The 25,963-nt window shown below is 62.8% G+C and carries 24 protein-coding genes; 17 read left to right on the top strand and 7 right to left on the bottom strand.

All coding sequences use genetic code 11. From position 1 onward, the window contains the following. Positions 1–48: 48 nt before the first annotated feature. The 5 genes from GL286_RS02195 (at position 49) to GL286_RS02175 (ending at position 5,541) form a co-directional block, all read left to right on the top strand. Complete coding sequence (locus GL286_RS02195) at positions 49–1,278, top strand: argininosuccinate synthase (protein WP_155093907.1); 1,230 nt, start codon at positions 49–51, stop codon at positions 1,276–1,278. Between the two features lie 56 nt (positions 1,279–1,334). Continuing rightward, the gene (gene mog, locus GL286_RS02190; protein ID WP_155093906.1) at positions 1,335–1,868 is read left to right on the top strand and encodes a molybdopterin adenylyltransferase; all 534 of its coding nucleotides are present in this window, start codon (positions 1,335–1,337) and stop codon (positions 1,866–1,868) included. Between the two features lie 146 nt (positions 1,869–2,014). Beyond that, positions 2,015–2,926 (top strand): DnaJ C-terminal domain-containing protein, encoded by a 912-nt coding sequence (locus GL286_RS02185; RefSeq protein WP_155093905.1) that lies wholly within the window; start codon positions 2,015–2,017, stop codon positions 2,924–2,926. Then, the gene (locus tag GL286_RS02180; protein WP_155093904.1) at positions 2,923–3,273 is read left to right on the top strand and encodes a hypothetical protein; all 351 of its coding nucleotides are present in this window, start codon (positions 2,923–2,925) and stop codon (positions 3,271–3,273) included. The genes GL286_RS02185 and GL286_RS02180 overlap by 4 nt, the downstream gene beginning before the upstream one ends. 87 nt (positions 3,274–3,360) lie before the next feature. Continuing rightward, complete coding sequence (locus GL286_RS02175; RefSeq protein ID WP_155093903.1) at positions 3,361–5,541, top strand: esterase-like activity of phytase family protein; 2,181 nt, start codon at positions 3,361–3,363, stop codon at positions 5,539–5,541. Positions 5,542–5,606: 65 nt separating this feature from the next. Here the strand turns inward: GL286_RS02175 and ruvX are convergent, their stop codons facing one another. Continuing rightward, complete coding sequence (gene ruvX / locus GL286_RS02170; RefSeq protein WP_155093902.1) at positions 5,607–6,074, bottom strand: Holliday junction resolvase RuvX; 468 nt, start codon at positions 6,072–6,074, stop codon at positions 5,607–5,609. Continuing rightward, positions 6,071–7,294: a c-type cytochrome biogenesis protein CcmI gene (gene ccmI, locus GL286_RS02165; protein ID WP_155093901.1), complete on the bottom strand. Its 1,224-nt coding sequence runs from the start codon at positions 7,292–7,294 to the stop codon at positions 6,071–6,073. Before ccmI ends, ruvX begins: the two co-directional genes overlap by 4 nt. 208 nt (positions 7,295–7,502) lie before the next feature. On the opposite strand from ccmI, the gene GL286_RS02160 reads away from it, so the two are divergent. The 11 genes from GL286_RS02160 to der all read left to right on the top strand — a co-directional run bounded on the left by GL286_RS02160 (position 7,503) and on the right by der (position 19,180). Next, positions 7,503–8,777 (top strand): sarcosine oxidase subunit beta family protein, encoded by a 1,275-nt coding sequence (locus GL286_RS02160; RefSeq protein WP_155093900.1) that lies wholly within the window; start codon positions 7,503–7,505, stop codon positions 8,775–8,777. 139 nt (positions 8,778–8,916) lie between these two features. Further along, complete coding sequence (locus tag GL286_RS02155; protein WP_155093899.1) at positions 8,917–9,177, top strand: flagellar basal body-associated FliL family protein; 261 nt, start codon at positions 8,917–8,919, stop codon at positions 9,175–9,177. A gap of 270 nt (positions 9,178–9,447) precedes the next feature. Then, complete coding sequence (locus GL286_RS02150; protein ID WP_155093898.1) at positions 9,448–9,810, top strand: sarcosine oxidase subunit delta; 363 nt, start codon at positions 9,448–9,450, stop codon at positions 9,808–9,810. Further along, positions 9,807–12,737 (top strand): sarcosine oxidase subunit alpha family protein, encoded by a 2,931-nt coding sequence (locus GL286_RS02145; RefSeq protein WP_155093897.1) that lies wholly within the window; start codon positions 9,807–9,809, stop codon positions 12,735–12,737. The genes GL286_RS02150 and GL286_RS02145 overlap by 4 nt, the downstream gene beginning before the upstream one ends. Then, positions 12,730–13,248 (top strand): sarcosine oxidase subunit gamma, encoded by a 519-nt coding sequence (locus GL286_RS02140; RefSeq protein ID WP_155093896.1) that lies wholly within the window; start codon positions 12,730–12,732, stop codon positions 13,246–13,248. Before GL286_RS02145 ends, GL286_RS02140 begins: the two co-directional genes overlap by 8 nt. 71 nt (positions 13,249–13,319) lie before the next feature. Then, entirely contained in the window at positions 13,320–13,754 is a 435-nt protein-coding gene (locus GL286_RS02135) for a hypothetical protein (protein WP_155093895.1), read from the top strand. A gap of 127 nt (positions 13,755–13,881) precedes the next feature. Further along, positions 13,882–14,481: a superoxide dismutase gene (locus GL286_RS02130; protein ID WP_155093894.1), complete on the top strand. Its 600-nt coding sequence runs from the start codon at positions 13,882–13,884 to the stop codon at positions 14,479–14,481. Positions 14,482–14,626: 145 nt separating this feature from the next. Further along, positions 14,627–15,535 carry an EamA family transporter RarD gene (rarD, locus tag GL286_RS02125; protein WP_155093893.1) on the top strand — a complete coding sequence of 303 codons (909 nt, stop codon included), beginning with the start codon at positions 14,627–14,629 and terminating at the stop codon, positions 15,533–15,535. A gap of 76 nt (positions 15,536–15,611) precedes the next feature. Continuing rightward, positions 15,612–16,307 carry a tetratricopeptide repeat protein gene (locus tag GL286_RS02120; protein WP_155093892.1) on the top strand — a complete coding sequence of 232 codons (696 nt, stop codon included), beginning with the start codon at positions 15,612–15,614 and terminating at the stop codon, positions 16,305–16,307. Positions 16,308–16,385: 78 nt separating this feature from the next. Further along, positions 16,386–17,708 (top strand): PQQ-like beta-propeller repeat protein, encoded by a 1,323-nt coding sequence (locus tag GL286_RS02115; protein WP_155093891.1) that lies wholly within the window; start codon positions 16,386–16,388, stop codon positions 17,706–17,708. Further along, entirely contained in the window at positions 17,705–19,180 is a 1,476-nt protein-coding gene (der, locus tag GL286_RS02110) for a ribosome biogenesis GTPase Der (RefSeq protein ID WP_155093890.1), read from the top strand. Before GL286_RS02115 ends, der begins: the two co-directional genes overlap by 4 nt. A 9-nt stretch (positions 19,181–19,189) precedes the next feature. Here der and GL286_RS02105 read toward each other — a convergent pair whose 3' ends face one another. The 3 genes from GL286_RS02105 to GL286_RS02095 form a co-directional block, all read right to left on the bottom strand. After that, complete coding sequence (locus tag GL286_RS02105) at positions 19,190–19,948, bottom strand: hypothetical protein (protein ID WP_155093889.1); 759 nt, start codon at positions 19,946–19,948, stop codon at positions 19,190–19,192. Positions 19,949–20,027: 79 nt separating this feature from the next. Then, on the bottom strand, positions 20,028–21,320 hold the full coding sequence (gene serS / locus GL286_RS02100) for a serine--tRNA ligase (protein WP_155093888.1): 1,293 nt from the start codon (positions 21,318–21,320) through the stop codon (positions 20,028–20,030). A gap of 66 nt (positions 21,321–21,386) precedes the next feature. Further along, entirely contained in the window at positions 21,387–21,779 is a 393-nt protein-coding gene (locus tag GL286_RS02095; protein WP_246184801.1) for a thioredoxin domain-containing protein, read from the bottom strand. A gap of 325 nt (positions 21,780–22,104) precedes the next feature. On the opposite strand from GL286_RS02095, the gene rpmB reads away from it, so the two are divergent. Then, positions 22,105–22,380: a 50S ribosomal protein L28 gene (gene rpmB / locus GL286_RS02090; RefSeq protein WP_155093887.1), complete on the top strand. Its 276-nt coding sequence runs from the start codon at positions 22,105–22,107 to the stop codon at positions 22,378–22,380. A 121-nt stretch (positions 22,381–22,501) separates the two neighbouring features. Here the strand turns inward: rpmB and GL286_RS02085 are convergent, their stop codons facing one another. Beyond that, the gene (locus GL286_RS02085) at positions 22,502–23,158 is read right to left on the bottom strand and encodes a GDSL-type esterase/lipase family protein (protein WP_246184800.1); all 657 of its coding nucleotides are present in this window, start codon (positions 23,156–23,158) and stop codon (positions 22,502–22,504) included. Beyond that, complete coding sequence (locus tag GL286_RS02080) at positions 23,155–25,593, bottom strand: heavy metal translocating P-type ATPase (RefSeq protein WP_155093886.1); 2,439 nt, start codon at positions 25,591–25,593, stop codon at positions 23,155–23,157. The genes GL286_RS02085 and GL286_RS02080 overlap by 4 nt, the downstream gene beginning before the upstream one ends. Between the last annotated feature and the right edge of the window lie 370 nt (positions 25,594–25,963).

Genomic DNA, 25,963 nt, shown 5'->3' with positions numbered 1-25,963 from the left:
TCGCCAAATGGTCCTATTCCCTGCGCGACATTCAAAGGGGGCTTACGCATGTCCGACGCGCCGAAGAAAGTCGTCCTTGCCTATTCGGGCGGGCTCGACACCTCGATCATTCTGAAATGGCTGCAGACCGAGTATGGCTGCGAGGTCATCACCTTCACCGCCGATCTGGGCCAGGGCGAAGAACTGGAACCCGCGCGCGCCAAGGCCGAGCTGCTGGGCATCAAGCCCGAGAACATCCACATCGTCGATGTGCGTGAAGAATTCGTGCGCGACTTCGTCTTCCCGATGTTCCGCGCCAACGCGCTGTATGAGGGGCTGTATCTGCTGGGCACGTCGATTGCGCGCCCGCTGATTTCGAAGCATCTGGTCGAACTGGCCCATAAGCACGGCGCCGATGCCGTGGCGCATGGCGCGACCGGCAAGGGCAACGATCAGGTTCGCTTCGAGCTGTCGGCCTATGCACTGGACCCCTCGATCAAGGTCATCGCGCCGTGGCGTGAATGGGACCTGACCTCGCGCACCAAGCTGATCGAGTTCGCCGAAACGAACCAGATCCCGATCGCCAAGGACAAGCGCGGCGAGGCTCCGTTCTCGGTCGACGCGAACCTGCTGCACACCTCGTCCGAGGGCAAGGCGCTGGAAAACCCGGCCGAGGCCGCGCCGGAATATGTCTACCAGCGCACCGTTTCCCCCGAGGAAGCGCCCGACACGCCGGAATTCATCGAAGTCACCTTCGAGAAGGGCGATGCCGTCGCGATCAATGGCGAGGCTCTGTCGCCCGCGACGATCCTGACCAAGTTGAACGAGCTGGGCGGCAAGCACGGCATCGGCCGTCTGGACTTCGTCGAGAACCGCTTCGTCGGCATGAAGTCGCGCGGCATCTACGAGACCCCCGGCGGCACCGTGTTGCTGGAAGCCCACCGCGGCATCGAGCAGATCACGCTGGACGCCGGCGCGGGTCACCTGAAGGACTCGATCATGCCGCGCTATGCCGAGCTGATCTATAACGGCTTCTGGTTCTCGCCCGAGCGCGAGATGCTGCAAGCCCTGATCGACAAGTCGCAAGAGCACGTGACCGGCACTGTCCGCCTGAAGCTTTACAAAGGCTCGGCCACCTGCGTCGGCCGCTGGTCTGACCACTCGCTTTACAGCGAAAAGCACGTCACCTTCGAGGAAGATGCCGGCGCTTACGACCAAAAGGACGCGGCGGGCTTCATCAAGCTGAACGCGCTGCGCCTGAAGCTGATCGCGACCCGCAACGCGCGCGTCAGCAAGTAACCGGATCGGCCGCGGGATAACCCCGCGGCCTTTTTCGTTCCGAAAGGCCCCATGCCATGATCCGTCCCGCCCAGATCGCGATTGTCACCGTGTCGGACCGCGCCAGTCGCGGCGAATACGAGGACAAAGGCGGCCCCGGAGCCGAGGACTGGCTACGCGCCACCATCACCTCACCGGTCGAAATCTCGCGCGTCATCATCCCCGATGGCCGCGAGGTCGTGGCCGCCACCTTGCGCGATCTTTGCGACAATAAGGGGGCGGACCTGATCCTGATCACCGGCGGCACCGGCCCTGCGCCCCGCGATCTGACCCCAGAGGCCATGGCCGATGTGATGGAAAAGGAGCTTCCGGGCTTCGGCGAGGAAATGCGCCGCGCCAGCCTGCGCGAAGTCCCGACCGCGATCCTGTCCCGCCAGACAGCAGGGATTCGCGGCAGCACCCTGATGATCTCGATCCCCGGCAAGCCCTCGGCGATTGCGACCTGTCTTGATGCGGTCTTTGCCGCCGTACCCTATTGCCTTGGTCTGATCGGGGCGGGTTTCATCGACACGGACCCGAACCGGATCAAGGCCTTTCGCCCCAAGACATGATCCGCGCGAGCGGAAATAGGACTGCAGGACGGGGCGGGTCACTCAAGCGTTGAAAACTGGACAAAATCGCCCGTCTCGTGTCCCATGTCGAAAATGGTCGCGTCCTTAACTCGCTGACCTCTTTCAGTTGAAAGGACGGAACGGCGATGGCCGATGATCCATACAAGTCGCTGGGCGTTAGCAAGTCTGCGACGCCGGAAGAAATCAAGAAGGCCTATCGCAAGATCGCCAAGACCGATCATCCCGACCTGACGCCCGATCCCGATGCCCATGAACGCTTCAAAGCGGCCTCGTCAGCCTATGATCTGCTGAAAGACCCCGAGCAACGGGCGCGGTTCGATAGGGGAGAGATCGACGCCTCGGGACAGGAGCGCCCTCAGCGGCACTACTACCGCGATTACGCGCAAGCGGGCGACAATCCCTATCGTCAGCAAGGCCCGCAAGATTTCGACGACCTGTCGGATGTGTTCTCGGATCTTTTCGGACAGCGCGGCCAGCGCAGGAAGGGAGGCGCGCGCAGTTTCGACATGCGCGGTCAGGACCAGCGCTTCACCATGGAGATCGATTTCATGACGGCGGCGCGGGGCGGTTCTACCCGTATCACCATGCCCGATGGCGCGCTGTTGGAGGTCAAGATCCCCGAAGGCGCACGGGACGGCCAGATCATCCGTTTGCGCGGCAAGGGCGGCCTTGGCTATGGCGACGGACAGCCGGGGGATGCGCTGCTGACACTGGTCGTGGCCGAAGACCCTGACTGGCGACGTGACGGCGACGATGTGGAAACCACCCTGCCAATCACCTTGGACGAGGCGGTCTTGGGCGGCAAGGTCGAGGTCGAGACCATCGATGGCACCGTCATGCTGACCGTTCCTCGCGGTGCCAGTACCGGACAGAAGCTGCGGCTCAAGGGGCGTGGCCTCAAGGGAGAAGGGGGGCATCGCGGCGATCAGCATGTCGTGCTGAAGGTCGTCATGCCGCCACGGATTGACGATGAACTGGCGCGCTTCATGGAGAACTGGCGCGAGAACCATGGCTATGACCCAAGGAGGGGCAAATGACGCGCAGGCATTACACCCTGACCGAAACTTTGGTCGAACTGCCTGAACTCGACCGCGAGCAGATTGAAAGCTACATGCGCAACGGCGTCGTCCAGCCGGTGCAATCCGAGGCGGGACCGCTTTTCCGCGATCTGGACATTGCCCGCCTGCATCTGGTGGTCGATCTCTCCGAAGGGTTCCATCTGGACGACGAAGCTTTGGCGCTGGTTCTGTCGCTGGTCGACCAGTTGCACGGGCTGCGCGGCGATATGCATGCCATACTGGATGCCGTCGCGCGTGAACCTGTCGAGACCCGCGTTCGCCTTAAGGCTGCAATCCGCGAGGTGCGTGTGATCACACGCGACTAAAGGTCACGAAACCGTCATCGCGCCGACAAGGCCATGTCACATCTTGGCGCGACACCGCCGGGGATTTGCTTAACCCCGAGGGAAGACATGACGTTCCGCCTGACCTTCTGTTCGCTCATAGCGCTGGCAGCGGCCTCGCCCGCTTTCGCCGAGCCGGTTTTCAACCGGATCTCCAGCTTTGCGACCATCGACAACATGGCCAAGGGCGAGGACGCCGCCCGCGCAACCTCGGCCGAGATCATGACCGCGACCGCCGACGGCATGGAGCTGATCTATTCCGACAGCCCGCTGAAGGCGATTGGCCTGATCGACATCGCCGATCCTAAAAACCCCAAGCCGCTGGGCAATATCGCCATGGACGGCGAGCCGACCACGACCGTCGTTCTGGGCAAAATGGCCTTTGTCGGCGTGAACACCTCGGAAAGCTTCACCAATCCGTCGGGCGTGTTGCGCTCGGTCGATCTGGCCAGCAAATCGGTCACGGCGAATTGCGATCTGGGCGGCCAACCCGACTCGGTCGCGTTGTCGCCCAAAGGGGATATGCTGGCCGTCGCCATCGAGAACGAGCGCGACGAGGACGTGAACGAGGGTGCCTTGCCGCAGATGCCCGCCGGTTTTGTCGTGCGCCTGCCGATCAAGGACGGTCAGGTAGATTGCGCCGCGAAGCAGATGGTCGAACTGACCGGTCTGGCCGAAGTCGGCGGCGATGATCCCGAGCCGGAATATCTGGACTTCAACGACAATGGCGATCTGGTCGTCACGCTTCAGGAAAACAACCACATCGTCATCATCGACGCTGCAGGCAAGGTCGCCACGCATTTCAGCGCTGGCACTGTCGACCTGGACGGAATCGACGTCGAAAAAGACGGCAAGCTGGATTTCTCGGGCAGCCTCAAGGCCGTCCCGCGCGAGCCGGACACCGTGGGCTGGATCGACAACGATCACTTCGCCACCGCCAATGAAGGCGACTGGAAAGGCGGCTCGCGCGGTTTCACGATCTGGAACCGTGACGGCTCGGTCGCCTATGATGCCGGAAACAGCTTCGAACACGCCCTTGTCCGCATCGGCCACTATCCTGAGGGTCGGTCGAACAAGAAAGGCGTCGAGCCCGAAGCTTTGAAGTTCGCCGAATTCGGGGACCGGAAGTTGCTGTTCGTCGGCTCCGAGCGCGGCAGCATCATTGGCGTCTATGATGTCGCCAATACGGCTGAACCGAAGCTGACCCAATTGCTGCCCTCGGGCATCGGGCCGGAAGGTCTAGTCGCGATCCCGCAGCGCAACCTGTTTGCCAGCGCCAACGAAACCGATCTGGGCGAAGACGGCGCGGCGCGTGCCCATGTCATGATCTTCGAGCAGTCCGAAGGCACGGCTGCCTATCCGACTATCGTTTCGGATACCGAGCAGCTTATCGGCTGGGGTGCGCTTTCGGGTCTGACCGTCGATCCGACCGATCCGGCGGTGCTTTATGCGATCAGCGACAGCGCCCATGGCAGCGAGCCTTCGATCTACCGCATCGAAACCGCGACGAAGCCAGCCCGCATCACGCGGAAAATCGTCGTGACCAAGGACGGCGCTGCGGCTGAAAAGCTGGATCTGGAGGGCATCGCGGCTGACGACCAGGGCGGCTTCTGGCTGGCCAGCGAAGGCAATCCCGAAAAAGAGATCCCGCATCAGATCCTGCATGTCGACCCCAGGGGCGCGGTGTCACAAGCGATCGAATTGCCCGCCGATCTGGTCGCGCAATCGACCCGTTTCGGGCTGGAAGGCATTGCCTTGGCCGGCGACGGCAAGCTTTGGATGGCTGTTCAGCGCGAATGGAAAGACGACCCCAAGGGGCAGACCAAACTTCTGCAATTCGATCCGGCTTCGGGCGAATGGGCCGGTGTGCGCTATCCGCTGGAATCAGGCGAGGGCTGGGTCGGTCTGTCCGAAATCGCCATCCACGGCGACAACATGTACCTGATCGAGCGCGACAATCTGATCGGCCAAGCCGCCAAACTGAAGCAGATCACCTCGGTCGCGCTGGCCGATCTCAAGCCGGTGGCTTTGGGTGGGGAACTGCCGCTGGTCGAAAAGAAGGTCGTCCGCGATCTGATCCCCGAACTGAAACAGTGGAACGGCTACGTTCAGGACAAGGTCGAGGGCATGGCCATCACCCCCGATGGGCAGGTCTGGACCGTGACGGACAATGACGGGGTGGACGATGCCTCGGGCGAGACGCTGATGTGGTCCTTCCCGTTGGGCACCAAGACCGCCGCCGCGAACTGAGCCGATCGGGCAAAACAAAAAAAGCGGCCCCGACGGGCCGCTTTTCTTTTTTGCAGGGCGTAGGGTCAGGCCAGAAAACGCAGCCGATCCAGCGCGCCTTGCAGGATATATCCGGCGGCGACCTGATCGATGACCTCGGCGCGGCGCTTGCGCGAGGTGTCGGCCTCAAGCAAAGCGCGTTCGGCTGCGACGGTGGACAGGCGCTCGTCCCAATAGCTGATCGGCAAAGGTGTCAGCCGCTCCAGATTACGGACGAAGGCGCGGGTCGATTGCGCGCGTGGCCCCTCGGAACCGTCCATATTGCGGGGCAGGCCAAGGATCAGCCCGACCAGTGCGCGGTCCGCGACAATCTTCAGCAGCTCGTTGGCATCCGCGGTGAACTTGACGCGCCGGATCACCGTGATGGGCGAGGCGACGCTGCGCATCCCGTCGCTGACCGCGACGCCGATGGTTTTTGTGCCCAGATCCAGACCTGCGACCGCACCGAAACGGGGCAGGGCGGCGGCAAATTCCTCGATTGTTTCGCAGATCATTGCAGTCCCGACTTTTTGCCCGCAGCCTCGACCGTCGCGAGCGCCTCGGGAATGGAGGCAAAGCGCGTCCGCGCCTCGCCCAAGATATCCTGCGCATGGTCCTTTTTGCCCAAGACGACAAGGGCGGAAATCAGACGGGCCCATTCCTCGGGCGTGCCGCCTTCGGTGGCAAGGCGGGTTTCCAGCCCCTTGACCATGCCCTCGATCATCTGCTGGCGATCCTCTGGGCTCATGTCCGCAGCGGCAGCCATTGCATCGGCATCGGGGCCGGGCAGAGGGGCAGCCTTTTGGTCCTCGGGCGGGACGTAATCGGGCTGGCCGGCAAACCACGCCAGATCCTGAATGGCCGAGCCGATCAGGTCATGCCAAGGTGCGTCACGGTGGCCCTCGCTAAGCAGTTGCGCCCAGATCGGGAAGGCCAGATCGGGACGACCGCTTTGGATCTGGACCAGCCCCGACATGAAGCGCGCCTGCGGATTGGCGTGATCAAGATCGAGCGTCCGCCTGATTTCATCCTCGGCCTCGCGGGTGATCATGCCACCGGCGGATTCGACCGTCAGCGCGGCCAGACGGATGTGATCTTCGGCGGTGGCCTTATCGCCACGCAGCGCGATCAGCTTGGCTTGGGCCTGCTTCGCGGCGATCATATTGCCCAGCCGTTCCTCGTGCAGCGACAGGAGTTCCTGCCCGCGCGGATCGTCGGGGTTCTTCGTGACCGTGCTGCGAAGCTGTTCGATCAAAGCGCCATATTCAGGGTCCGGCGCTGGCTGTTCGCGTTTCGGCGCAGCCTTTTCCGCCTCGGCCTGACTGGGGCGGTTCTGGTAAAAGGATTCCGATAGGGAAATGCGCGATGCGATCGGCTCATCGGGCATCTGGGGCGAGCCGATCCGTTCATACAGCACCACCGCGCCGGCCAGCAGCAGCGCCAGAATGGCCAGCGCAGCCGGTCCACCCGATACCCTCCCCGCGACGCCCTCACGCTCAAGCGCGCGGTCTGCGGCAAGCACCTTGCGACCGATTTCGTTGCGCAGACGCTCGGCTTCGGAGGGATCGACCAGACGGCGTTCGACATCGCGTTCGACCTCGCGAAGCTGGTCGCGATAGATCCTGAGATCATAGGCGGCGGCCGGTTCCTCGCCAGCGGCGCGGCGTCGCACCAATGGTGCGGCAATCGCTATCGCGACGATAGCCGACAAGGCGGCGCAGATGATCCAGAACATCGCATACTCCCATGGCGCAATCCGGTCATAGCTGGTTTGAGCGGTCGGAAAAAGTCAAACGCCCGCGACTTCTGACAGAAGGATCAGGGCGGAAGATCTGCGCCCTGCCGTGACGCATATCGACTGTCACCGCGTCGCACAGCCGACTTGCCCCTTGTGCGGCCAGGCTCCACTCTGCGGGTCGAGAATCTCAGTCAAGGTCGCGCCCATGTCCTCCAATCCCGCTTCCAGCAGCACCGGTCGCTATTCGGTTTTCGCCATCGCGCGCGAGGCGATGCGTCTGCATTCCGGATGGAAACGGGCATGGACCAGCCCCGAGCCAAGGAAAAAATATCAGGTCGTCATTGTCGGCGCGGGCGGGCATGGACTGGCGACGGCCTATTATCTTGGCAAGAACTTCGGCATCACCGATGTCGCGATCATCGAAAAGGGTTGGCTGGGCGGCGGCAATACCGGCCGCAATACGACGATCATCCGCTCGAACTACCTGCAAGATCCATCGGCGGCGATCTATGACAAAGCGCTGAAGCTTTACGAAAACCTGTCGCAGGATCTGAACTACAACGTCATGTTCAGCCCGCGCGGCTTGCTGATGCTGGCCCAGACCGAACATGAGGTGCGCGGTTACAAGCGCACCGTCTATGCCAACCAGTTGCAGGACGTGGCGACCGAATGGGTCACGCCCGAGCGCATCAAGCAGATGCTGCCGATCATCAATATCGACGGGCCGCGCTATCCGGTTCTGGGCGGGCTTTATCAGGAACGCGGCGGCACGGCGCGGCATGACGCGGTGGCTTGGGGCTATGCGCGGGCTTGCTCGGCCATGGGGATGCACATCATCCAAAACTGCGAAGTGACCGGAATCGAGACCGGAGCCGGTCAGGTCAAGGCGGTGAACACTGGCAAGGGTCGCATCGAATGTGACAAGCTGGCCTTGGTCGTGGCAGGGCATTCCTCGGTCATGGCCGAGAAGGCGGGCTTCCGCCTGCCGATCGAATCGATGGCCCTGCAGGCGTTGGTCAGCGAGCCGGTGAAACCCAGCTGCGATCTGGTGATCATGGCCAACACCGTTCACGGCTACCTGTCGCAATCCGACAAGGGCGAGATGGTGATCGGTGGCGGCACGGACGGGTTCAACAACTATTCGCAGCGCGGCTCGTGGCAGCATATCGAGGAAACCATTCGCGCCCTGATCGAGACCTTCCCGATGTTGTCGCGGCTGAAGATGCTGCGGCAATGGGGCGGGATCGTCGATATGACGGGCGACCGCTCTCCGATCCTGTCGACGACGCCGGTCGGGAATATCTTCGTGAATTGCGGTTGGGGCACCGGCGGCTTCAAGGCCATTCCCGGTTCGGGCTGGGCGATGGCGGAACTGGTTGCGAAAGGTCAGCCGGGCCCCTTGGCTGCGGAATTTGGGCTGGATCGCTTCAAGGAAGGCCGGTTCATCGATGAAAGCGTGGCGGCAGGGGTTGCGCATTGATGCGCCGTGAACCTGCCCTGACGCTCGGGCGGCTTTTCGCCCATCGTGGCGGCCCGCGAAAAATGCTGCGATTTCAACGGAACTCTTTCGGTCATGGCGCATTGGTGCAGGACGTCACCATGACTAAGGAGTTTTTTTCATGGCCGAACAGAACAAGAGCAATCTGTGGCTCATCATCGGCGCTATCGTCGTCGTGCTGGCCGTCATCTACTGGTTCATGTCCGGGGGTACGCCCGAGCCGACGGCTCCCGCCGAAACGGGCGCTGTCACGACCCCCGCACCTGCACCGACCGATGGCGCTGTCAGCGTCGAGCCCGCAGCTCCGGCCACGACCGAACCGGCACCCGCACCGGCTGAGCCTGCTCCGGCTGGCACCACCACGACCCCGCCCGCCAACTAAGGCCGGCGCCGTCATCACATTGGACCGAGGGGCTTGCCGCCCCTCGGTTGCCGTATTGATCGCGCGGACCGCCTGATGTTGTGCGGTCCCGATGCTGATTTCGAACCACATGCGCCGGACATTCCGGTTATCGCTTTGATGGTTCGTGGCGCTTGGCCTTGCCCGACGGGTGGCCATCGCAAAGCTTTCTTTCCGATTTCCAAGACACACGTCCGGCAGATTGCTCGGGCGTCGAATATCGTGCGCGTCCTGCCGCCGAAGGAGTGACTGATGCTGACCCTGACCTGTCCCTGTTGCGGTATCACTGCCGAAGAGACCGAGCTTCATCCGGGCGGCGAGGCGCATCTGAAACGCTTTGGCCCCGGTTCCAGTGACGGCGATTTCGAGGCCTATCTGTTCGCCCGCAAAAATCCCAAAGGCGTCCATTTCGAACGTTGGCGGCACGCCTATGGCTGCGGGAAATGGTTCCTTGCGGCGCGCGATACCGTCACTCTGGAGGTGTTCGGGACTTACAAGGCCCAGAACCCGCATCCCACGCCCGAAATCGTCGCGTCGATCCGCGCCAAGCGCCCGGACTGGCAGCCCGATTGGACCGAAACCAAGACCTCCTCTGCCGAAAGCCTGACCGAATGAGCGATTCCGGACCCTTCCGCCTGTCCAAAGGCGGTCGCCTGATCGACCGCGCCTATCAATTGCCGTTCCGTTTTGACGGGCGCGAATTCCGCGGGGTTCAGGGCGACACGATTGCCTCGGCCCTGCTTGCCTGCGGTCAGATGATGATGGGGCGGTCGTTCAAATATCACCGCCCGCGCGGTCCCCTTGCCAGCGGAGCTGAAGAGCCGAACGCTCTGCTGGGGCTAGGTGAAGGCGGGCGGTTCGAGCCGAACCAGCGCGCGACCACGACCCGGTTGCTGGAAGGGATGGTGGCGAACAGCCAGAATTGCTGGCCCAGCCTGAGCGTCGATATCGGTGTGATGAACAACTGGATGTACCGCTTTCTTCCGGCGGGCTTCTATTACAAGACCTTCATCCATCCGCGAGCGGCATGGAAACACCTGTTCGAGCCGATCATTCGCCGCTCGGCCGGTTTGGGCAAGGCTCCGACCGAGGCCGACCCCGATACCTACGAACAGGCCTATTCCCATGTCGATCTGGTCGTGGTCGGTGGCGGTATCGCCGGTCTGACCGCCGCGCGCGATGCGGCAAGGGACGGCAAGTCGGTTACGGTGCTCGAACAAAACCCGCATTGGGGTGGCCGCACCCCGACCGACCATGCCGATGGTCAGGCCCTGATCGAGGCTTTGCTGTCCGAATTGCGCGCGCTGCCCAATGTCACGTTGCGCCGGAACACGATGGCGACCGGACTATACGATCATGGCTACCTGCTGGCGCGCGAGGCGCTGGCCGATCATGATCCCGACGCCGGTATCCCGCGCCAGCGTCTGTGGCGCATTCGGGCGGGGCATGTGATCGTGGCCTCCGGCGCGTTGGAGCGACCGCTCAGCTTTGCGGGTAATGATGTTCCCGGCGTCATCCTTGCCTCGGCGGTGCGGGATTTCATCGCGGATTACGGTGTCGCGCCCGGCAAACGCATCGTGGTCGTCACGAATAATGACGATGCCTATCGCACGGCGCTGACCGCTTTGGATGCGGGTCTGGACGTGGTTGCGGTGATCGACGCCCGCCCCAATGCGACGGGCGCGCTGCCCGAATCCGTTCGCGCGCGCGGCGTCCGCGTCCTGACGGCCAGTGCTATTGCGGGGATCAATGGCAGCACCTCGGTCGAGGCCGTCAAGATCTGCTCGCATGCCGGTGAGGGCAAGGTGCTTGAGATCATCGAGGCCGATTGCGTCGCAATGTCCGGCGGCTGGTCCCCTGTCGTCCATCTGTGGAGCCATTGCGGCGGAAAGCTGATCTGGTCCGAAACGCAGGCGATGTTCCTGCCTGATATCTCTCGCCCGCCGACCGGCGCGGATGGCATGGGGATGGCCACTCCGGTCGGGGCGGCTGCGGGCGATCTTGCGGTTTCTGGCGCGACCGGCGCAGCGCCCGAACAGCCTCTGATGCCGGTTTGGGTCATGCCGATGCATGCCAGCCGGAAAATGAAGTTCAAGATGTGGCTGGATTTCCAGAACGATGTGAAGGTTTCGGATGTCGAGCTGGCCGCGCAGGAAGGCTATCAAAGCGTCGAACATACCAAGCGCTACACCACGCTGGGCATGGCGACCGATCAGGGCAAGGTCAGCAATATCAACGGTCTTGCGGTCCTGTCGGCGGCGCTGAAGCAGCCGATCCCGCAAACCGGCACGACCACATTCCGCCCGCCCTATACACCCTTGACCTTGGGCACCATCGCTGCCGAAGCGCGCGGCGACCTGTTCCAGCCCTTGCGTAAGACTCCGATGCACGGCTGGCACGAGGCGCATGGTGCGCATTGGGAACCGGTCGGCCACTGGCGCAGGCCCTATTGCTATCCGCAATCCGGTGAAAGTCATTCCGACGCGGTCGCGCGCGAAGTGCTTGCAGTGCGGGGCGGGGTCGGGACGCTCGACGCCTCGACGCTGGGAAAGATCGTGGTCAAAGGTCCGGATGCGGGGCGTTTCCTTGACATGATCTATACCGGCATGATGTCCAGCCTGCCGGTCGGGAAATGCCGTTACGGTTTGATCTGCAACGAGAACGGTTTCCTGATCGACGACGGTGTCGCGGCCCGCCTGTCCGATGACACATGGCTGGTCCATACCACCACGGGTGGCGCGGACCGGATCCACGCCCATATGGAGGACTGGCTGCAATGCGAGTGGTGGGACTGGAAAGTCTACACCGCGAACGTGACCGAACAATGGGCGCAAGTCGCGGTTGTCGGCCCGCAGGCCCGTACGCTTCTGGAACGTCTGGGTGGCATCGATCTGTCCGCCGAGGCTTTGCCCTTCATGGGGTGGGCCGAGGCCACGATTGCCGGAATCCCCGCCCGCATCTACCGCATCAGCTTCTCGGGGGAACTCAGCTTCGAGGTGGCGGTTCCTGCCAAGCGCGGCCTTGAACTGTGGCAAAAACTGCATGAGTCGGGCGCTGATCTGGGCATCACACCTTACGGCACCGAGGCGATGCACGTCATGCGCGCCGAAAAGGGCTTCATCATGATCGGGGACGAGACGGATGGAACCGTGATCCCGCAGGATCTGGGTCTTGGCTGGGCGATCAGCAAGAAAAAGTCCGACTACATTGGCAAGCGCGCGCAAGAGCGCAGCTTCATGGCCTCGACCGAGCGCTGGAAGCTGGTCGGGTTGGAAAGCACCGATGGGCGGATGCTTCCCGACGGTGTCTATGCCGTGGCCGAAGGCGAGAATGCCAACGGCCAGCGCAATCTACAGGGGCGGGTCACCTCGACTTATGTCTCGCCGACGCTGAACCAGCCGATTGCGATGGGGCTGGTGTTGCACGGTCCCGACCGCATGGGCGAGATGCTGGAGTTTCCGGTACAGGGGCAGGTGAGCTACAGGGCGCGGATCGTCGATCCGGTTTTCTACGACAAGGAAGGGAGCCGGACGAATGGCTGAGGCGCTCGCAAGAATCACGAAGCTGACCGATCTGGGCATGATCCAGATTCGCGCGGATCTGGCAGCGGCAGGAGATGCGATTGCTGCCGCCTGTGGCGTGGCGATCCCTGCTGCAACGGCGATGGTGGCCAAAGCGCCGCGCCGTCTGTGTTGGATGTCTCCTGACGAGCTTTTGCTGGTCCTGCCACTGGCCGAGGTGCCGGAAGCCGTCGTGGCCCTGACGGCCGCTCTGGAAGGTCAACACGCGCTGGTTCTGGATGTCAGCGATATGCGCTCGGCCTTCGGCATCGAAGGGGCCAAGGCCGAACAGGTTCTGATGAAGCTATGTCCCGCGGATCTGGCGAAGATGCCTGCCGATGGCATGCGCCGCACCCGCGCGGCGCAGGTCGCTTGCGGTGTCTGGCGACAAGGCGACGGTTTTGTCCTGATCGGCTTCAGGTCGGTATCGGACTACCTGCTGGGCTTGCTGAATGGCGCGGCACAGGCAGGGACTCAACTGGACCCGCGCTGAATCTCTGGTTCTTGTCTTGTGATCGCGCCCGTCCGGACTATTCCTTAGGGACAGAACTGATCCGGATTGCAATGCGCCATTTTCTGCCTGCCGCCCTGTTACTGGCCTTGCCCCTGACGGCTCAGGGGCAAGAGGCCCAACAACCCCTGCGCGTGATGATGTGCGAGATGGTCGATGAAAGCGGTTCGGGCTGGGTGCCCGAGTTCCTGATGTTCACGCGTCAGGATGCGGGGCCGCATCAGGGTCGCATCGAAGTGTTCGATCCGATCCTGCAAAAGCTGGTCCGTCGTCCGATAGAAGCAGTTGTGACGGTCGATACCCCGCTGAGCCGGACCTATGGCTGGGCGCTTGGGGGGGTGAAAAACCACTCTGGTCAATATACCGAGCGGCTCGATTACCGGCTGAAGGTCAGCAAGGCGACGGGGCGGGCCGATCTGCAAGTGAAAGCGCAGGAATACGAAAACGTCATGCGCGGCAACGGGCGCTGCGTGTCGCCCGACGGCTGATCAGGCGGGAACCCCCCTGCAGGCGGCGCGTTGACTGGCCTGACACGACCGGTTCGATACAGGGCTTTTCCCCGCATCGCAGCTGTGTCAGAACCCTGTTCCGAACCCCTTGGAAAGGACTTCGAAAATGGCTTTCACGCTTCCCGATCTTCCTTACGCTCACGATGCGCTTGCTGCAGGCGGCATGTCGAAAGAGACGCTCGAGTATCACCACGACAAGCACCACAAGGCCTATGTCGACAAGCTCAACGAGCTGGTGGCGGGCACCGAGTGGGAAGGCAAAAGCCTTGAGGACATCGTCAAGGGCACCTACCAGTCCGGCGCAGTCGCGCAGAACGGCATCTTCAACAATGCCAGCCAGCACTGGAACCACGCCCAGTTCTGGGAAATGATGGGCCCGAATCCCGGCGCGATCCCGGGCGAGCTGGAAAAGGCGCTGACCGAATCCTTCGGCTCGGTCGACAAGTTCAAAGCGGACTTCGCGGCTGCTGGCGTCGGCCAGTTCGGCTCGGGCTGGGCATGGCTGGTCAAGGACGCCGACGGCTCGCTGAAAATCACCAAGACCGAAAACGGCGTGAACCCGCTGTGCTTCGGCCAGGCCGCTCTGCTGGGCTGCGACGTGTGGGAGCACAGCTACTACATCGACTTCCGCAACGCGCGTCCGAAATATCTGGAAAACTTCCTGAACAATCTGGTGAACTGGGAAAACGTGGCCTCGCGCTTCTGATCCCCGAACCGGAATTCGATCAAGGCCCGCCCGCTCGGCGGGCCTTTTTCTATCGTGGTGCCAAAACACCCGCCGCGAGCGCAGCGCCCCCTCTTGCCCTCTGCGACAAACGGGCGCATGTCCGGTGCTTCGAACGGAGGCCGATATGAGCGAGTGGAGCAAGGGATTCTGGGCCATGATCGTGGTCTGTGTGACCTGGGGTCTGTCGCCGCTATTCTATCACATGCTCTCGGATGTGCCGGTGATCGAGGTGCTGGCCCATCGTACACTTTGGTCGCTGGTCTTCTTTGTCGGCATCTTGGCGGCCCAGGGCCGTCTGGCCGATTTCCGGCAGGTGTTGTTTGGTCCGTATTTCCTGCGTCTGGCCTTTGCCGCCCTGGTGATTTCCGTCAACTGGGGCATCTTCATCTGGGCGGTGAAAGTCGGCTATGTCGTTGAAAGCTCGCTGGGTTATTACATCTTCCCGTTGCTTGCCGTGGTCATGGGGCTGGTCTTTTTCGGTGAGAAGCTGAACGCGGCGCAGGCCGTCGCCGTGCTGATCGCGGCTTTGGCGGTGGTTCTGCTGACATGGGGGCTGGGTGTCGCGCCATGGATCAGCCTGTCGCTGGCATTCTCGTTCGGGCTTTACGGCGTGACCAAAAAGACCCTGCCTGTCGGCCCCGTCCTGTCTGTCGCCTGCGAGGTCGCAATTCTTGCGCCGCTGGCTCTGGGGTGGCTTCTGTTGCAAAAGGCGCAGCTTATGCCGGATGCGCTGACCCAGCCGGTCGTATTTGGTGCGGATGCGGGGCAAAGTATGCTGCTTGCCGCGTCCGGGATCATCACGGCCGTGCCACTTGTGATGTTCAGCTATGCCTCGCGTCGGGTCGAGATGTCGACTTTGGGTCTGATGCTGTATCTCAATCCGACCTTGCAGTTCCTGTGTGCGGTCATGGTGTTCGGGGAAAATTTCACCGGCTGGCATATGATGGCATTTGCGATGATCTGGGCTGCCTTGGCGATCTACTCGGCTTCGGCGGTATTGAAGGGGCGGGCCGAGCTGCGCCGCAATGCGTGAACCCGCCAATCGCGCGCCGGCATTGGCAAATGGCCCCAAGCCCGTATAGAACAGCGCGAAAGTAGACGGGGACGACATGGCGAACCAGAACGACAGCTTCATTGACGAGGTTACCGACGAGCTGCGCCGCGACAGGCTGTTTACGGCTTTCCGCCGCTATGGCTGGATCGCCATCGCGCTGATCCTTGCGTTGGTTGGCGGAGCCGCATGGCGCGAGCATTCGAACAGCCGCGCCGAGTCCAGCGCCCGCGCGTGGGGCGATGCGATCATGGCCGCCGACGACGCCGAGAACCGTGTCGCTGCGCTTGAAGGGATCGATGCCGGCGATGTGGCCGGTCGCAAGGTGCTGGCCGAGATGCTGGCCGCTGGTGCCGAGGCCGAGGCCGGTCAGGCCGACAAGGCCTCGCAGCGCCTGCTGGCTGCCGCCGATGAGCCGGGCCTTGAACCTCTTTTGCGTGATCTGGCGCAACTCAAGGCTGTCATGGTGGCTGGTGCCGAAATGGACGCGGCCCAACGCGACGGTATCCTTGCCGCACTGTCCAAGCCCGGCGCTCCGTTCGAGATGCTTGCCCTCGAGCAGAAGGCCGTTGCTTTGATCGGCGCGGGCCGGACCGAGGACGCCATCGTGCTGATCCGTCAGATCCAGCAAAAGGATGGCCTTTCCGAGCCCTTGCGCCGCCGCCTTGCCGAGATGATGATCACGCTTGGCGCCGATCCCGATGAGGCGCAAGGCCCCGGACCGCAATCGACGACGGTGGCCCCGTCCGAATAACCCGGTGTTCGGCCGAAAGCGGTCGGGACAAAGGAACGATAAAGGCGTGATCCGTCGCGCCGCAAAGAGGAGACAGCGATGACCCGGTTGCCCCTGATTGCCGCCCTGACCGGCATCGTGGCCCTGACGGCCTGCAACCAGCGTGATGAGGTTCTGCCCGGTGAACGGCTGAGCCCGCGTGCTGTAACCTCGCCCGACGGGCCTGCAGTGCAGGGTGCGGTGGGTCCGACGACCACCGCCCTGTCATTGCCGCCGGTACGCGGGAACTCGGACTGGCCGCAACGTGCGGGCAGCGCCAGCCATTCCTCGGGGAATATGGCGCTAGGCGCGGGAACGAACCGTGTCTTCGCTGCTCCGATCGGCGCGGCCTCGGATCGCCGCTATCGCATCACGGCCGATCCCATAGTTGCAGGCGGGCTTGTCTATACGCTTGACTCGCAATCGACTGTTACCGCGACGGCCACCAATGGCGGCCGCGTCTGGAGTACGAACCTTCGTCCCGCGGCTGAAAGCAACAGCAGTGTCTCGGGCGGCGGGCTGGCCTATGAAGGTGGTCGCGTTTTTGCCACGACCGGATATGGCGAACTGGTTGCGATCGATGCCCGCACTGGTGGTGTCGCATGGCGTCAACGGGTCGAGGCCCCGATTGGCGGCGCGCCGACCGTTGAAAACGGCATTGCCTATGTCATGGGACGCAACGGGACCGGTTGGGCCGTTCGGGCGTCGGATGGCAAGGTCATGTGGCGGGCCTTCGGCAATAACGGCATGGCTGGCGTTATGGGCAGCAGCGGTCCGGCAGTGGCTGGCGGAACGGCTGTCTTCCCCTTTACCTCGGGCCAACTTGTCGGCGTCGATACATCGCAAGGTTCCCAGATCTGGACCGCGAACGTCGCCGGTTCGCGGCTTGGCCGCTCGGTTACCCTGTTCCGCGACGTGACCGGAGATCCGGTCATCGTGGGCAGCACGGTCTATGCTGGCACGAATTCGGGCCGTGTCGGAGCCTATGATCTGGCCACCGGCGCAACCAAATGGGAAGCTCCCGAAGGCGCCTCCAGTCCGGTTCTGGTTGCAGGCAATTCTGTCTTTGTCGTCAATGACCAAGCCCAGCTTCTGCGGCTAGATGCGTCGAACGGCGCAAGGGTCTGGGCGCAGAAGCTGCCGTATTTCACCAAGGAAATCGTGCGCAAGCAGGACAAGGTCTGGAATCACTACGGTCCGGTTCTTGCAGGGAATCGGCTTTACCTTGCCTCGTCGGACGGTTATCTGCGCGTCTTCGACCCCGCAACGGGCGCCCTGATCGGCACTGCCGAGATCCCGGGCGGCGCCGCAGCGGCCCCGGCTGTCGCAGGCCAGACCCTTTATGTCGTCACTCATGGCGGCCAACTGATCGCATACAGATGAGCTTCACACTCGCCATTGTCGGGCGGCCGAATGTCGGTAAGTCCACGCTATTCAATCGCCTCGTCGGTAAACGACTGGCGCTGGTCGATGATCAGCCGGGTGTCACGCGCGATCTGCGCGAGGGGCAGGGGCGGTTGGGCGACCTGCGCTTCATCGTCGTCGATTCGGCCGGTCTGGAACTGGTCGATGATGACAGTCTGCAAGGGCGGATGCGCCGCCTGACCGAGCGCGCCGTGGATGAAGCGGACATCTGCCTGTTCGTGATCGACGCCCGCGTCGGCGTGACTGCGGCGGACGAATACTTCGCCGATATTCTGCGCAAACGCGCCAAGCATGTCATCCTTGCCGCTAACAAGGCCGAGGGTCGCGCTGGCGAAGCCGGTGTGCTTGAGGCCTACGGGCTTGGCTTGGGCGAACCGCTGCGACTGTCCGCCGAACATGGCGAGGGGATGGACGATCTGTACCGCGTTCTCGTGCCGCTCGCAGATGTGTTCGAGGCCGAGAACGTCCATCAAGCGCCCGTCACCGATGTCGACGTGTCCGAAGACGATGATGCAGAAGACCTTGAGGATTGGCGTCCCAGTGCCGCGAAGCCCTTGCAGATCGCCGTTATCGGTCGTCCGAATGCGGGCAAGTCGACGCTGATCAACAAGATCATCGGCGAGGACCGGCTGCTGACCGGTCCCGAGGCCGGGATCACCCGCGACTCGATCAGTGTCAGTGCCGATTTCATGGGTACGCCTATCCGTATCTTCGATACGGCGGGAATGCGCAAAAAGGCGCGTGTCACCGACAAGGTCGAGAAGCTTTCCGTTGCCGATGGCTTGCGCGCGGTGCGCTTTGCCGAGGTTGTCGTCGTGCTGCTTGATGTGGGCATCCCCTTCGAGCAGCAGGATCTGCGCATCGCGGACTTCGCCGAAACCGAAGGCCGTGCCGTCGTGATCGCCGCGAATAAATGGGATCTTGAAGACGACAAGCCGCAAAAACTGAACGAATTGCGCGAGGCATTCGAGCGTCTGCTTCCGCAGTTGAAAGGCGCACCGCTGGTTACTGTCTCGGCTCGCACGGGCAAGGGGCTGGACCGTTTGCACAATGCGATCATCAAGGCGCATGACGTCTGGAACCGCCGCGTGCCGACCGCCCGACTGAACCAATGGCTGGGCGCCATGACCGAGGCGCACCCGCCGCCAGCCCCCGGTGGTCGCCGCATCCGTCTGCGTTATATGACCCAGATCAAGACGCGGCCTCCGGCCTTTGTCGTCATGGCGACGCATACCGACAAAATTCCCGACAGCTATGCGCGTTATCTGGTGAACGGCTTGCGTGCGGATTTTGACATGCCGGGCACGCCGATCCGTCTGACCTTCCGCGATCAGGGGACCAAGAACCCCTATCTGGCCAAGGCAAACAAGATCAACCAGTCGGGTGCATTGTCCAAGCACAAGGTCCGGCAGAAGCCGAAGGACGCGTGAGAATGCGGGTCAGGTCGTGACCCGCACCAACGCCACCGCAATCACCGCAATTGCCAGAACGGCCATCATCGCCAGCGCAGCCTCGGCGGTGACGGCCCCTGCGGCCAGCCCGATCATTCCCCAGATAACGGCGATGCTGAAACTGATGGTCTGACCGATCCGCAGTTGCACATTGACCGAAGCAAGCGCCGCGATCAGGATCGCGACTCCGGTTGCCAGCGTCATCGGCGCGCCCAGCTCGGATTGCAGCAAGGTCGCGAAAAGGGCGCAGGTCACAAGCGTCGCCCAGCCTGCCGCGAAACCCAGCGCCGCGCTGTTGCGGAACTCTCCGGCCAATCGCATGTTGCGTAACGCCGCGCCCAGAAATCCGGCCAGCATCAGCAAGCAAAGCAGAAAGCTGGGCATCGGATGTTCATCGCGCAGCCATGGCCACGAGGCTCCGGCCAAAAGGCCCGCGATCAGGACCGCGTTGTCTCCCAGACCTTCGCCGCGGACGCGATCCAGTTGTTCCGCACCGAATTGACGGATGGCGTGGTAGCCAAGCGCAAGCCATGTCACTGTCAGAAGCCCCGACATCGCCAAGACGCGCGGTTGTATGAATTGACCGGCCAGATCCAGAAACTGGATCTGGATTTCGATGAGCGGACCCGATGTATAGTCGGCTGCAGGAACCATCGCCGCAGCGACGGGGCGCAGGGCATAGGCCATCGTGCTGACGATGAACGCCAGCGTGGTGATGAAAAGGATGACAGCCCCGGCAGGTCTCATGCTAGCGGAACGCGGCACAGGCCCGCCGGGTTTCGGTCTTTTCGGCGGCGCAGAGAGAATTCCGCACCGTTCCGTTCCGTCAGACCAGCCGGCCCTCGGCATCAAGGCGGGTTTTGCCTCCCAGATAGGGATGCAGCGCCTCGGGCAGGTCGACCGAACCGTCTGCCTGCTGTCCGTTTTCCAGCACCGCGATCAGCGTACGCCCGACCGCCAGACCCGAGCCGTTCAGCGTGTGGACGAATTCGGGCTTGCCACCGGCTTCGGGACGGTAGCGGGCGTTCATCCGGCGAGCCTGGAAGTCGCCGCAATAGCTGACCGAGGAAATCTCGCGATAACGGTTCTGGCCGGGTAGCCAGACCTCAAGATCGTGGGTGATCCGTGCACCGAAGCCCATATCGCCGCCGCACAGCAGCATGGTGCGATAGGGCAGGCCCAGTCGTTCCAGTACGGCTTCGGCGCAGCGGGTCATGCGGGCATGTTCGGCCATGCCGTTTTCGGCATCGGTGATCGAGACCATCTCGACCTTTTCGAACTGGTGCTGACGCAGCATCCCCGACGTGTCCCGCCCCGCGCTGCCCGCTTCCGAGCGGAAGCACTGGCTATGCGCCACCATCCGGCGCGGAAGCGATGCCTGTTCGATCAGGTCGCCATGAACGGTGTTGGTCAGCGTCACCTCTGACGTCGGGATCAGCCACCAGCCTTCGCGGGTCTGGTAGCTGTCCTCACCGAATTTCGGCAGCTGTCCGGTGCCCTCCATCATGCGCGACAGGACCAGAACCGGAGTCCATGTCTCGTTCAGGCCGTGTTCTTCGGTATGCAGATCCAGCATCATCTGGCCAAGCGCGCGGTGGATGCGGGCGACGCTGCCCTTGAGCAGAACAAAGCGCGAGCCGGAAAGCTTGGCCGCCGTTTCGAAATCCATGCCGGGAACGACGGAACCGATCTCGTAATGTTCGCGCGGCGTGAAGTCGAAGCTGCGCGGCTCACCCCAGCGGCGGATTTCGACATTGTCATTTTCGTCCGCACCGGCGGGAACGCCTTCGATCGGCAGGTTAGGGATGCCTTGCAGCATCTCGTTCAGACGCTCGTCCAGCGCGGCGGCCTCGGCCTGCATCTGCGCGACTTCTTCCTTCTTGGCCGAAACCAAGGCGCGCAGACGTTCGAACTCGGCATCGTCGCCGCGGCCCTTGGCAACTCCGGCTTCCTTGCTGGCCTTGTTCTGTTCGGCCTGAGCGGCCTCTGCGGCGGTGATGCGAGAGCGGCGGTCGGCGTCCAGCGACAGGATCTCGGGCGAAACCGGCGGCATGTTGCGCAGACCGAGGGCTGCGTCAAAAGCGGCGGGATTTTCGCGGATAGCGCGGATGTCGTGCATGGCTGCCCCGTTCATCAAATTGGTTACGGGGCATCAGATAGCGCAAGCCTGCGCAGGGTGAAAGCCTCAGCCAGAGGCGCGGGCCCGCGCCAACATCGTTCCCAGCATCGGGAAGAAGTGGTCGGCGCCGGGATAGCCTTCGTATCGGGTGATTTCCATACCGCCATTCAGCAGGATGAAGCTGGGCGTCAGCCAGGGCATCCGGTCCAGCGCCAATCCATCGGGATAGGGGCCGTCTATGTCCAGCATGACCAAAGGTGCGGCGCGCCCCTCGGGGTGCTGGCCGTAGATCGGAGCAATCTCGCGATCCCATTGCGCACAGTAGACGCAGCCCTTGCGGCGTACCATCATCAACCGCAGCGCGGTTGCGTCTTTGGCCTGCGCGGCTGCGGTCCAGCCTGTCGCTGCCATGCCGACCAGAAGTGAGCGGCGAGTGATATGGTCGAAACGTGGTTTCATGTCAGGCGAAGCTAGTTACCGGTCAGGTGCTCGGCAAGGCGGGTGATCGGGATTCGTGGGCGGTCATCCATCGGATCGCTGCGATTCGCCCGGATTCGGCGTCTTCACACCGCTGCTGCATTGGCCTATATGTGGGGAACTGTCGGAAAACGCATGGGAAAGCTGCTTCAACCCCGCGCCAGCTCAGGAAACGCTGGCAAAAAGACTTGACGCGCCCCCAATCAACCCGTATTTCCCCGCAGACAGATTTCCGGGCGCTGCCACGCGGCGCCCTTTCATATTGCGGGCAACCGCCCGTGCAGGATCGAATCGAAGGAAAAAGATCATGTCGCGCGTTTGCGAACTGACCGGCAAGGGCCCGATGAGCGGCAACAACGTGTCCCACGCCAATAACAAAACCCGCCGCCGGTTTCTGCCGAACCTGAACGAGGTCTCGCTGATCTCGGAAAAACTCGGCCGTACCTACCAGCTGCGTATTTCGGCTGCTGCTCTGCGTTCGGTTGACCACCGTGGTGGTCTGGACGCGTTCCTGATCAAAGCCCGCGAAGCCGAGCTTTCGGACCGCGCGCTGAAAATCAAACGCGAGCTGGCGAAAGCCTGATCCGCTCCTGCCTCCGCTGATCGATCGATTCGCGGTCGGCGGAAATGACAGTGACCACACCCTGCCCGAAAAGGCGGGGTGAAGTCGTTTCTAGCAAGTGCGATGTGAACTCTGTGACTGGTCAGTTTGTACCGACCTTCATCGCCTCGACCTCATGGACCAGTTCCTCGACCTTAGGGCCAAGACTTTCGATGATCAGCTTGATCCCTTCCGCCGAGGCGTGAATGCGGTCCTGTTGCAACATCTTGGCCTGCTGTCGCCTCGTAAGGCCAAAGAACGGCCCGTACAGGTTTTCCAGCAGCAGGGCGTCATGTTTCTGCGCCAGCCTTGGCCAGATATCGGCCCATGCCTGACGTCGGATGCGGTCACGCTCGGGTCGGGCGATCCCGACCAGAAGCAGCGGCCTGCCGTCCGTGCCTGCCTGCGCCAGAATCGAATCCAGATTGGCTTCGGTCACCTTCGGATCGACATCCGAGATCAGGTCGTTCCCGCCCAGTTCGACGATGACCGCATCAGGCGAGAACCGTTCCAGCGAAGATGCGATGCGTTTCTTGCCATCCGAGGTCTGGTGACCTGATGCCCCGTCATTGATCACTTCGACATCATGGCCCCGCGCGACCAGCCATTGCTGCAGCTGCGGGACCAGACCGTCATCGGTGGCAAGACCATAGCCCTCGGTGAGGCTGTCGCCAAAGACCAGAAGCCTGACAGGATCCGCCCAACTGGCGGCAGGAATGCCGCCAAGGCCGATCAGAAGGGCAAGGATACGTAGCATCATGCGAAACGTCTAAGCCTCAATGCATTTGTCACCACGAAGACCGAAGAAAGCGCCATGGCGCCCGCTCCAAGCATAGGGGAAAGCTGCGGCCCTCCGAAAGGCACAAGTATCCCCATCGCGACCGGAATCAGCGCAGCATTATAGGCAAACGCCCAGAAAAGGTTCTGCCTGATGTTCCGCATGACAGCTCGCGAAAGCCGAATGGCGCGCGAAACGCCCTGCGGATCACCACCGGACAAGACGACTTCGGCTGATTCGATGGCGACATCGGTGCCGGTTCCGATCGCGATTCCGGTTCGTGCCGCCGCAAGGGCAGGGGCGTCGTTGATCCCGTCGCCGACAAAAACCGTATTCTTGCCCATGTCACGAATGACCTGCAATTTGCCCTCCGGCAAAACGCCTGCGATCACCCGGTCGATGCCCAGTTTTCGCCCGACCGCATCGGCCGTGGCCTGCACATCCCCCGAGATCATCACTGTTTGCAGCCCCATCGCATCCAGTTCGGCGATGGCTTGGGCGGCCTCGGGGCGCAGCGGATCAGCCAGAGCCATCGCTGCGATGTGCCGGCCATCACAGGCCAGATGCACGGGCGTCGCGCCTTCGCTGGCCCAATCGCGGGCGCGGTCGATCAAGGTCGCATCCGGGGTTATTCCGGCCTCGGTCATGGCATCGGCATTGCCGATCAACAGATCATGCCCGTCAACGCGGGCGGTCAGGCCGCGCCCGACGCTGGCCGTGACGGACTGAGCATCGGCCAATCCAAGCCCGCGTTCCTTGGCCGCCGCGACGATTGCCGCTGCAAGCGGATGCTCCGAGCGGGCCTCGGCCGAGGCGGCAAGGCGCAAAGCCTCGTCCTTGGACAGGCCATTCGTCATCAGTTCCCGCAGGGTAGGGCGTCCCAAGGTCAGCGTGCCGGTCTTGTCGAAGCCGACGATCTCGGCATCCGCTAGATGCTGCAAGGCGTCGCCGCGGCGGAACAGAATCCCGAGTTCGGCCCCGCGTCCGGTTCCGACCATGATCGAGACCGGCACGGCCAACCCCATTGCACAGGGGCAAGCGATGATCAGGACCGAGATCGCGGCGACCAGCGCCTGACCCAACGAGCCCGTCGCCAGCAACCAACCTGCAAAGGCAAGCAGCGCCAGCCCGATCACAACCGGCACAAAGATGGCGGTGATACGGTCGACGGCTGCCTGAACCGGCAGCTTGCTGGCCTGCGCGTCCTGGACCAGCCGGATGATGCGCGCCAGTACGGTATCCGCGCCGGTGGCCGTGACGCGATAGGTCAGGGCGGACATGCCGTTGACCGTGCCCCCCGTGACCGGATCCCCTGCGGATTTGGTGACTGGAACCGGCTCTCCGGTCAGCATGGATTCGTCGATTGCTCCGCTGCCTACGGTCAGGAGGCCATCGACGGCAACCCGTTCGCCGGGGCGCAGATGCACGATGTCACCTGCTGCGAGTTGGGCTACCGGCAGTTCGACCGCTTGTCCGCCACGTTCCACAAGCGCGGTATCGGGCGTCAGTTCGACCAGCCGCCGGATCGCGGCTCCGGCTTGGCCTTTGGCGCGCGCCTCCAGCCAGCGGCCCATCAGGATCAGCGTGACGATGACGGCGGCGGCCTCGAAATAGACATGCAGCGCGCTTTGGGGCAGCACATGCGGCAGGAAGGTCGCGACCGTCGAATATAGCCAGGCCGCACCCGCCCCCAGCGCGACAAGGCTGTTCATTTCAGGTGCGCCGCGCAGCAAGGCGGGGATACCGACGCGGAAGAAGACCTTGCCCGGTCCGGCGAGTACCGCTGTCGTCAGCAAGAACCCGAAGAACCAAAGCGGTGTCCGGCCGATGGTTGCATATAGCCAGTGATGCAGCGCGGGAAAGGCATGGCCACCCATTTCGACCAGAAAGACGGGTATAGTCAGAGCCAGCGCGAGCAAGAAATTGTGGCGCAAGGTGGCGGCATCGCCACCGTGATCGTGCATATGGTGGTGCTGGTCGGGGACGATCACCTTGGCGGGATAGCCCTTGGCGGTCACGGTATCCGCCAGTGCTTGCGGTGCAGTCGCGGGCGAGTGGCTGATCGCCGCGGCTCCGGTAGCAAGGTTGACGGTGGCCGAGGTGACACCGGGCAAGGCCGACAGCGCCTTTTCGACGCGACCCACACATGAGGCGCAGCTCATCCCCTCGATCGCAAGTCGGGTTTCCAGTAGCGCAGCCGGATAACCCGCTTTCTCCAGCGCGGCCACCGCATCGGCCATGCCGTCGGGGCTGGTCAGATGGAAATGTGCCTGACCGGTCGCAAGGTTCACGCTGGGCGCGCTGATCCCCGGCACGGCTTTCAGGGCCTTTTCGACGCGACCCACGCATGAGGCACAGCTCATTCCGGTGATGGCCAGTTGTGCATCACCGTTCGGGATATTCGAATGTTTTGTCATGGTTCCTGTTCCTGTCTGAATTGCGAAAACGCGCTTCAGGCAAGGAGCGGCGGGGCTTGCGGTCGTCTTGGAGCGCGCTGTGGCGCATCAGCTACGGGAACACGCAACCGGACCGGAGGAAGGACAGGTGCATGGGACAGCCGTGGCCGCGCGGAAAGGTGACAGCGACAACCGCGATTGCCACTGCCCCGACACAGATGTTCGGGTCGCGCATGGGCGCGACGGCGCGGCTTTGGCGTGATTTGGGTCGCACAGCACATCTGCGGGCTCCTTCCCGATGCAAGCTAGGCACGATTCCGCAAGCTTTCAACCGCGTCACGGCGCTTTGAGTTGATCCTGGCTCCGCGAATCGTTACCCGAAACCCAACCT

The organism is Paracoccus aestuariivivens (assembly GCF_009711225.1).
Taxonomy (GTDB): Bacteria; Pseudomonadota; Alphaproteobacteria; order Rhodobacterales; family Rhodobacteraceae; genus Paracoccus; species Paracoccus aestuariivivens.
The sequence above is the reverse complement of the archived record's forward strand: the minus strand, read 5'-3'. Positions and strand labels throughout refer to the sequence as shown.